Raw genomic sequence first — 8,209 nt, 5'->3', positions numbered from 1 at the left:
CCCCTGTGGCGCCGCCTCCGCCGGCCCCGATCTACAACCCGCCGGCGCCCTACATCCCGCCGCTGGTCGTGCTGCCGCCCCCGCCGCGGCTGCCGAACATCTTCCGCCCGCCGTGGGAGCCGCGTGAGCATACGCCGCGGTGGGATCCGCCGTCACGCCGCCAACCGGAAACCCCGCGGTGGCCGGGTTCGGGCTCGGACGACTGGAACCCCGGTCGGGGGTCTGGCGATTGGAATCCTGGTCGGGGATCTGGCGACTGGAACCCGGGCCGGTCCAGTGGCTCCGGTGACTGGAACCCGGGTGGTTCGGGCTCCGGGGATTGGAACCCGGGCCGGTCCGGCGGTTCCGGTGGTTCCCGCAGCGGCGGTGACGGCGGAGGGCTGTGGCCTTTCCCGTCGTTCGGCGGGCGCTGAAAACCGTTACCTGACGTTGGCCTGCCGCTCAGTGTCACGTAGCGGCTAGCTCATCATCGCAGCCTATTCAGGCAGTATGCGATGCACCGTATTCGGTACCGGCTATCTGGGCGCGACACATGCCGCAGGCATGGCCGAGCTCGGCCACGAGGTGATCGGGGTCGATATCGACCCCGGCAAGGTGGCCAAACTCGCCGCCGGTGACATCCCGTTCTACGAACCCGGTCTGCGTAAGGTGTTGAACGACAACCTGTCTGCCGGGCGGCTGCGTTTCACCACCGACTACGACGAGGCCGCCGATTTCGCTGACGTGCACTTCCTCGGCGTCGGCACCCCGCAGAAGAAGGGCGATTACAGCGCCGATCTGCGCCACGTGCACGCCGTCATCGACACCCTGGTGCCCCGGCTGCGGCGGTCGGCGGTGATCGTCGGCAAGTCCACCGTGCCGGTCGGGACCGCCGCCGACCTGGCCGAGCGGGCCCGAGGTCTGGCGCCGGTCGACGTGGACGTCGAGGTTGCCTGGAACCCGGAGTTCCTCCGCGAGGGCTACGCCGTGCACGACACGCTGCACCCGGACCGCATTGTGGTTGGTGTGCAACGTGATTCGCTACGCGGCGAGGCTGCCGTGCGCGAGCTCTACGCGCCGATGATCGGCGACGGGGTGCCGTTCCTGGTCACCGACCTGGAGACCGCCGAACTGGTCAAGGTGTCGGCCAACGCGTTCCTGGCCACCAAGATCTCATTCATCAACGCGATCTCCGAAGTGTGTGAAGCCGTCGGCGCCGACGTCACCCTGCTGGCCGATGCACTGGGCTATGACCCGCGGATCGGGCGGCGATTCCTCAATGCGGGCCTGGGCTTTGGTGGTGGCTGCCTGCCCAAGGACATCCGGGCATTCATGGCCAGGGCCGGCGAGCTGGGCGCCAACCATGCCCTGACGTTCCTGCGAGAGGTCGACAGCATCAACATGCGCCGCCGCACCGCGATGGTGGAGCTGACCACCCGGGCCTGTGGTGGATCGCTGCTGGGTGCCAACATCGCGGTCCTGGGCGCGGCGTTCAAGCCCGAATCCGACGATGTGCGCGATTCTCCCGCACTCAACGTCGCGGGCATGCTGCAGCTCAACGGCGCCGGGGTGAACGTGTATGACCCCAAGGCGATGGACAACTCGCAGCGGGTGTTCCCGACGTTGAACTACTCCACCTCGGTCATCGAAGCCTGCGACCGGGCCGATGCCGTGTTGGTGCTCACCGAGTGGGCCGAGTTCGTCGACCTGGATCCGGCCGAGCTGGCCGACACGGTGCGCGTCAAAGTTGTTGTGGACGGGCGTAATTGCCTGGATGCGCAGCGGTGGCGGGACGCGGGGTGGCGGGTGTACGCGTTGGGACGTCCGGTCGCCACTGTTTGACGCTTGTAGAACAAGTTCCGCGGTCGTAGGCTCGGGCCATGCGGGAACGAATCCGGTGGATGGCCCTGCACGGGGTGGTTCGGGGTATCTCTGCGTACGGGATGCGCCACGGGGATCCACAGGCTCGGCTGATCGCCGACCCCGCGGTGCGGGCCGACCCGGCGCCATTCGCAGATGAGATGCGCCGTCGCGGACCGATCATCCGCGGCCGTGCGCTCTACATGACGTTCGACCACGGCGTCGCCACCGACCTACTGCGTTCCGACGACTTCCGGGTATCGCGGCTCGGCGGGAACCTGCCGCGTCCGCTGCGGTGGGTGGCCGACAAGACCTATACCGGCGGACTGCACCCCCTGATAGCGCCGTCGCTGCTGGCAACCGAGCCTCCCGATCACACCCGCTACCGCAAGCTGGTCTCCTCGGTGTTCACCACCCGCGCGGTCGCCCGGCTGCGGGAACGGGTCCAAGACACGGCCGACGAACTGCTGGGCTCGATGGACGACGACAGCGTGGTCGACATCGTCGACCAGTACTGTGCACAGCTGCCGGTCGCGGTGATCAGCGACATTCTCGGGGTGCCCGATGCGGACCGGCAACAGATCCTGCACTTCGGCGAGTTGGGCGCGCCGAGCCTGGACATCGGCCTGACCTGGCGGCAGTACCAGGAGGTGAACTCCGGCATCCACGGATTCGAGGCCTGGCTGACCGATCACTTGCGCCACCTGCGCCGCAACCCCGGCGAGGACCTGCTCAGCCAGATCATCCAGGCCTCCGAGGCCGGTGCGGCCGGGGAACCGCTCAACGAATCGGAACTGCGGGCGCTGGCCGGGCTGGTGCTGGCAGCGGGATTCGAGACCACGGTCAACCTGCTGGGCAACGGCATCCGCATGCTGCTCGACCATCCCGAACACCTGCAGACCCTGGCCGCGCGGCCCGAGCTGTGGCCGAACGCCGTCGAGGAGATCCTGCGCCTGGATTCGCCGGTCCTGATGAGCGCGCGGGTAGCCCTCCGCGACACCGAAGTGGCCGGAACCCCGGTCCAGGCCGGGGAACTGGTCATCATCCATCTGGCCGGCGCCAACCGCGACCCCGCGGTGTTCACCGATCCGCACCGCTTCGACATCGAACGCGACAACGCCGGGCGGCACCTGTCCTTCTCCGGCGGCAGGCATTTCTGCCTCGGCGCCGCCCTGGCCCGGGCCGAAGGCCAGGTCGGCCTGCAGACCTTCTTCGACCGCTTCCCCGACGCGCGGCCGGCCGGTGAGGGCAGCCGGCGGGAGACCCGCATCCTGCGCGGCTGGTCGACTCTGCCGATCGCGCTCGGGAAGGCACGCACAGCGGTAAGTTCGTGACGTGGACTTCCGAGCTGCTCTGCTCGACCAGACCCGTTCGTTCGGGGAGCTGATCGCCTCCAGCGATCCCGAGACGCCCGTGCCGACCTGCCCGGAGTGGACGCTCAAGCAACTGTTCCGCCATGTCGGGCGCGGAAACCGTTGGGCGGCACAGATTATCTCCGAGCGTCGGGTGTCCCCTCTCGACCCGCGTGAGGTACACGAGGGCAGGCCGCCCGATGATCCCGAGGCCGCGATCGAGTGGCTCAATGCGGGTGTGGTCCAGATCCTCAAGGCTGTCGACCAGGTTGGTACCGACACCAGGGTGTGGACGTTCCTGGGCCCCAAACCCGGGGGTTGGTGGATCAGGCGCCGGGTGCACGAGGTGGCGCTACACCACTGCGACGCCGCGATGGCCTTGGGAACCACGTTCGACATGCCGGTCGACCTCGCTGCCGACGCGGTCAGTGAGTGGATTGAGATCTCCACCGGCATGGCCAACAAACGTCACGTCGAACCTCTCGCGTCGGGATCCAGCTTCCACCTGCACGCCACCGACGAGGGGCTGGGGCCCACGGGGGAGTGGACCGTGGAGCACGACGAGGACGGACTCGGATGGTCCCACAGTCACGGCAAGGGCACTGTCGCGCTGAAAGGGCCGGCCACGGACCTGTTGCTGGCCATCACTCGGCGGCGTACTGCGGCCGATCTCGGGCTCGAAGTGTTCGGCGACACCGCGACCTGGGACACCTGGCTGGACCGCACACCGTTCTGAGTGGCGTACGTTTCGTTCATGACCACTTCCGAGATCGCCACGGTCCTGGCCTGGCATGACGCACTCAACGAGGATGACCTCGACACCCTGATCTCGCTGTCCAGTGATGACATCGAGGTCGGAGATGCCAGTGGGGCCGCCCAGGGGCACGTGGCCCTGCGTAACTGGGCTGCATCGGCCGGCGACACCGTGACGCCGGGACGGATGTTCGTGCACGACGGCGTGGTCGTCGTCGAACAAACCATCATGGCGGCCGACGGCACCACCCGCACCGGTGCGGCCGCGTTCCGGGTAGTGCACGACCACGTCACGTCGGCGTTCCGTCACGACACCCTGGCCGCCGCGCTGGCCGCCACCGAGCTCACCGAAAAAGACCTCGTCAACTGACGATCAGCCCGTAGCCTGCGTGATCAAGTCCGGTTGCCGCGCTTGTGTTTTGGGACTGCCGTGAAATGGGTGTTCCGCCTGGTCAGCGCGGAGTACCGTCAGGTCATGGAGTAGGTCGCCAACTCTAGAAGGAACGGCAATCATGACGAACGAAGGAATGGAGAGACCGCACACCGGCTCAGGGCACGTCGCGGAGCACGCGGCCGTAGAACACCGCCACGTCGAGGAGCATGCGGCGCTGTATACCAGGCACCTCGCCGCGCACGAGAAACTCTATATGCGGCACCGCGACGAGCACGCGCGCCTGGCCGAGCAGCACATCACCGATCACGACCGGGCGGCCGATGCGGCCGCGCTACACAGGGTGGCGGTCTCCACGCGGCACGCCGGACAGCACCTCGGGATCGCGATCCGGCAAGCGTCCCAGCTCGCTTGGCTGAACCTGCGGCACGCCGGTGAGCGTGTCGACCTGGATCGCCGTCATGCGGCCGAGTTCATCGGCCAGGAACGCAGGCATGCGCAGGAAGATCGGCACGAAATGCACAAGGCGTCATAGGTCCCGATCGGCGGTCAGCGGGTGGCCGTGTTCGGCGTTGCCAACACGGCGGCGATGGCCGTCGTCAGCGGAACCGACAGCGCCAGGGCGATGCCGCCCACCGCGGAACGGGCGATCTCGATCGCCACACTCTCACCGGTCAGCACATCGGGCAGTGACCGGTTGGCCACGCTGAACAACAACAGCAGCGGCAACGCACTGCCGGCATAGGCAAGCACCAGGGTGTAGACGGTGCTGGCGATATGGTCGCTGCCCACCCGCATGGCGCCGACGAAGATCGAGCGGCGGCTGCCGCCGTGCTCGGCGAGCTCGAAAACCGCCGAGGCCTGGGTGATGGTCACGTCGTTGAGCACACCGAGTGAGCCGATGATGAACCCCGCCAGCAGCAGCCCGGTGATCGACACGTTGCCCAGGTATGCGGCGACCTCGTTGTTCTGATCTTCGGACAAGCCCGTCAGGTGGGCCAATTCGATTGCTGCCCAGGACAAGATGGCGGCCAACAGCAATGACGTGAGCGTGCCCAGCAGGGCTGCGCTGGTGCGCAGGCTGACGCCGTGGGCCAAATAGATCACCGCATACAGGATGGCTGCCGAGGCCACCAGGGCCACCGGGATCGCCGGGGCGCCGTCGCGCAATGCGGGTAGGAGGAAGATCATCAGCACCGCGAACGCCACCACGATGCCGACGATCGCCCGCAGTCCGCGCCAGCGCGCCACCGCCACGATGACCACCGTGAACACCACCGCCATGGCGATCAACGGCCAGGTGCGCTCATAGTCGAAGAACGCATAGCTCGTCGTCCCGGCCTCGTCGACCTGCCGACTTATCCGGATGCTGTCTCCGGCAACGAGATTCGGTTGGCCAGGGCCGGTGGTGAACTCGAGCAGTGTCTTGGCGCCCTTGTTCGGGCCCGAATCGATGGCCACCAGGTTCTGCACACATGTGCCGCCGCCCGGCTCTGCCGGCCTCGGTGAGGACGTCAGCACACCGCCGGCCGACGGGCTACCGCAGTCCGCCAGCGTGCTGGAGACGACGTGCCCGGCTTCGGTGGTGACAGCGCCGCCCGCGGCGTTCTGAAACGGCAGCGGAATGTCGACCTTCTGGTGGCTGGGCCACAGCAGGGCGGCGCCGACGAGGACCGCCAGCCCGATGGCAATCAAGAGGCCGACGACGATCCGGGCCGCCAGTGGACCCAACGGCGACGGGCCGGCCAGAGAATGCGAGTGGGAATGCGTGTGCGCCACGTGGACAGCGTAGAGCGGGTCCCTGTGGCCCGGCGCGGGGCTTACTGGCGGTAACCGGCCAGGAAGTTGCCCAGCCGCTCGATGGCCTGGGCCAGGTCCCGTGCCCACGGCAGCGTGACGATGCGCAGGTGATCCGGTGTGGGCCAGTTGAATCCAGTGCCCTGCGTCAGCAGGATCTTCTCCTGCAACAACAGGTCGAGCACCAGCTGCTCGTCATCGTGGATGTCGTGCACCTCGGGATCCAGGCGCGGGAACGCGTACAGCGCACCCGAAGGCTTCACACAGGACACCCCGGGGATCTCGTTGAGCTTGGTCCACGCGGTGTCCCGCTGCTCGAGCAGCCGGCCGCCGGGCAGTACCAGATCGTCGATGCTCTGGTGCCCGCCCAGCGCGACCTGAATCGCGTGCTGCGCAGGAACATTCGGGCACAACCGCATGTTCGACAGCAGGCTGATGCCCTCGATGAAGCTGCTCGCGTGCTCCTTGGGGCCGGTGATGACCAGCCACCCGGAGCGGTAACCGGCCACCCGGTAGGCCTTTGACAGTCCGTTGAAGGTCAGCGTCAGCAGGTCGGGAGCCAAGGTTGCCAGCGAGATGTGCTTGGCGTCGTCGTAGAGGATCTTGTCGTAGATCTCGTCGGCCAACAGCAACAGCTGATGCCTGCGGGCCAACTCGACCATCTGCTCCAGGGTTTCGCGGCTGTATACCGCGCCCGTGGGGTTGTTCGGGTTGATCACCACCAGCGCCTTGGTGCGCTCGGTGATCTTGGACTCGATGTCGGCGACGTCGGGATTCCAGCCCTGGGTCTCATCGCACAGGTAGTGCACCGGCGTGCCGCCGGCCAGCGCGGTCGACGCCGTCCACAGCGGGTAGTCCGGCGCCGGAATGAGCACCTGATCGCCGTTGTCCAGCAGCGCCTGCAAGGTCATGGTGATGAGCTCGGAGACGCCATTGCCCAGGTAGACGTCTTCGATGTCGAACCGGGGGAAACCCTCGACCAGTTCGTAGCGAGTGAACACCGCGCGGCGCGCGCTGGCGATGCCCTTGGAGTCCGAATAGCCCTGCGCGTACGGCAGCGCCTGGATCATGTCGCGCATGATCACATCGGGTGCCTCGAAGCCGAACGGCGCGGGGTTGCCGATGTTGAGTTTGAGGATGCGGTGCCCTTCAGCTTCCAGCCGTGAGGCATGCTCGTGTACCGGCCCACGGATCTCGTACAGGACGTCCTGTAGCTTCGTGGACTGGGCGAACGTACGCGGCTTCGGGTGCTGACCGGTCTGCCACGGCAACTGATGGGTAGTCACGCCCACCATGGTCTCATCACCGTCCACTGATTTTGGAATTTGCCGATCCCTGAGGTGGCCACCGCCACACCTGACCGATTCGCCACAGGGCCCCTGATACGCCGAACGGCCACCTCCCCGGCGTGGGGGAGATGGCCGTTCGGTGCGTTGCGACGCTCAGCGCTTACCGGGACGCTTGGCGCCCGGCTTGATGCCCAGGCCCACCACGGGCGGCTCCGGCTTGGCATCCTCGGCAGGCGCTTCAGCAGGCTTCTCAGCCGCTGGTTCCGGGGCCGGCTCGGCGGCAGGTGCGGCCGGAGCCGGCGCTGCCGGAGCAGCCTTGGCGGCCTTCTTGGCACCCGGGCGACGCGCGCCCGCCGCGATGCCCAGACCCACCACGGGCGGTTCCGGCTTGGCCGGTTCAGCCGCTGCCTCGGCCGCGGGTGCCTCCGCAGCGGGAGCCGCGGGGGCAGCCGAAGCTGCCGGCGCGGCCTTCTTGGCACCCGGACGCTTCGCGCCGGCCGCCAGGCCCAGACCCTTCACCGGAGCCGCCGGAGCCGCCGGAGCTGGCGGGGCCGCCGGCTCTGCAGCGGGAGCGGCCGACGCGGCCGGAGCCGCGGTCTTCTTGGCGCCTGGACGCTTGGCGCCACCGGCGATACCCAAGCCCTTGACGGGAGCAGCCGGGGCGGCCGGAGCTTCAGCCGGTGCGGCCGACGCGGCCGGAGCCGCGGTCTTCTTGGCGCCGGGACGCTTGGCGCCACCGGCCATGCCCAGCCCCTTGACCGGGGCCGGGGCCGGGGCCGCAGCAGGTG

At 68.0% G+C, this 8,209-nt stretch carries 7 protein-coding genes and 2 pseudogenes; 6 read left to right on the top strand and 3 right to left on the bottom strand.

The genetic code is table 11. The annotated features are described in order from the left end of the window. The 6 genes and pseudogenes from E0T84_RS31210 to E0T84_RS31185 form a co-directional block, all read left to right on the top strand. Positions 1-413: pseudogene (locus tag E0T84_RS31210) on the top strand (hypothetical protein); the annotation flags it as partial. 76 nt (positions 414-489) lie between these two features. After that, positions 490-1,821, top strand: a complete 1,332-nt coding sequence (locus E0T84_RS31205) for a UDP-glucose/GDP-mannose dehydrogenase family protein (RefSeq protein ID WP_138746399.1) — start codon at positions 490-492, stop codon at positions 1,819-1,821. 38 nt (positions 1,822-1,859) lie between these two features. Beyond that, positions 1,860-3,173: a cytochrome P450 gene (locus tag E0T84_RS31200; RefSeq protein WP_171055243.1), complete on the top strand. Its 1,314-nt coding sequence runs from the start codon at positions 1,860-1,862 to the stop codon at positions 3,171-3,173. A 1-nt stretch (position 3,174) separates the two neighbouring features. Further along, a complete protein-coding gene (locus tag E0T84_RS31195) occupies positions 3,175-3,927 on the top strand; it encodes a maleylpyruvate isomerase family mycothiol-dependent enzyme (RefSeq protein ID WP_070946341.1) in 753 nt (250 codons plus the stop codon). Positions 3,928-3,945: 18 nt separating this feature from the next. Further along, complete coding sequence (locus tag E0T84_RS31190; RefSeq protein ID WP_070184631.1) at positions 3,946-4,314, top strand: nuclear transport factor 2 family protein; 369 nt, start codon at positions 3,946-3,948, stop codon at positions 4,312-4,314. 142 nt (positions 4,315-4,456) lie between these two features. After that, a complete protein-coding gene (locus E0T84_RS31185) occupies positions 4,457-4,870 on the top strand; it encodes a hypothetical protein (protein WP_131823078.1) in 414 nt (137 codons plus the stop codon). Between the two features lie 14 nt (positions 4,871-4,884). On the opposite strand, the gene E0T84_RS31180 is transcribed toward E0T84_RS31185, so the two are convergent. From E0T84_RS31180 to E0T84_RS31170, 3 genes and pseudogenes are all read right to left on the bottom strand, one after another. Then, complete coding sequence (locus E0T84_RS31180) at positions 4,885-6,114, bottom strand: YibE/F family protein (RefSeq protein WP_070184626.1); 1,230 nt, start codon at positions 6,112-6,114, stop codon at positions 4,885-4,887. A gap of 41 nt (positions 6,115-6,155) precedes the next feature. Continuing rightward, a complete protein-coding gene (locus tag E0T84_RS31175; protein WP_070184625.1) occupies positions 6,156-7,445 on the bottom strand; it encodes a pyridoxal phosphate-dependent aminotransferase in 1,290 nt (429 codons plus the stop codon). Between the two features lie 129 nt (positions 7,446-7,574). Beyond that, positions 7,575-8,209, bottom strand: a pseudogene (locus E0T84_RS31170) (Fe-S oxidoreductase); the annotation flags it as partial.

The sequence above is a fragment of the Mycobacterium sp. DBP42 genome (assembly GCF_005924235.1).
Taxonomy (GTDB): Bacteria; Actinomycetota; Actinomycetes; order Mycobacteriales; family Mycobacteriaceae; genus Mycobacterium; species Mycobacterium syngnathidarum.
Note: the sequence above shows the minus strand (reverse complement) of the source record. Positions and strands in the feature narration are given on the sequence as shown.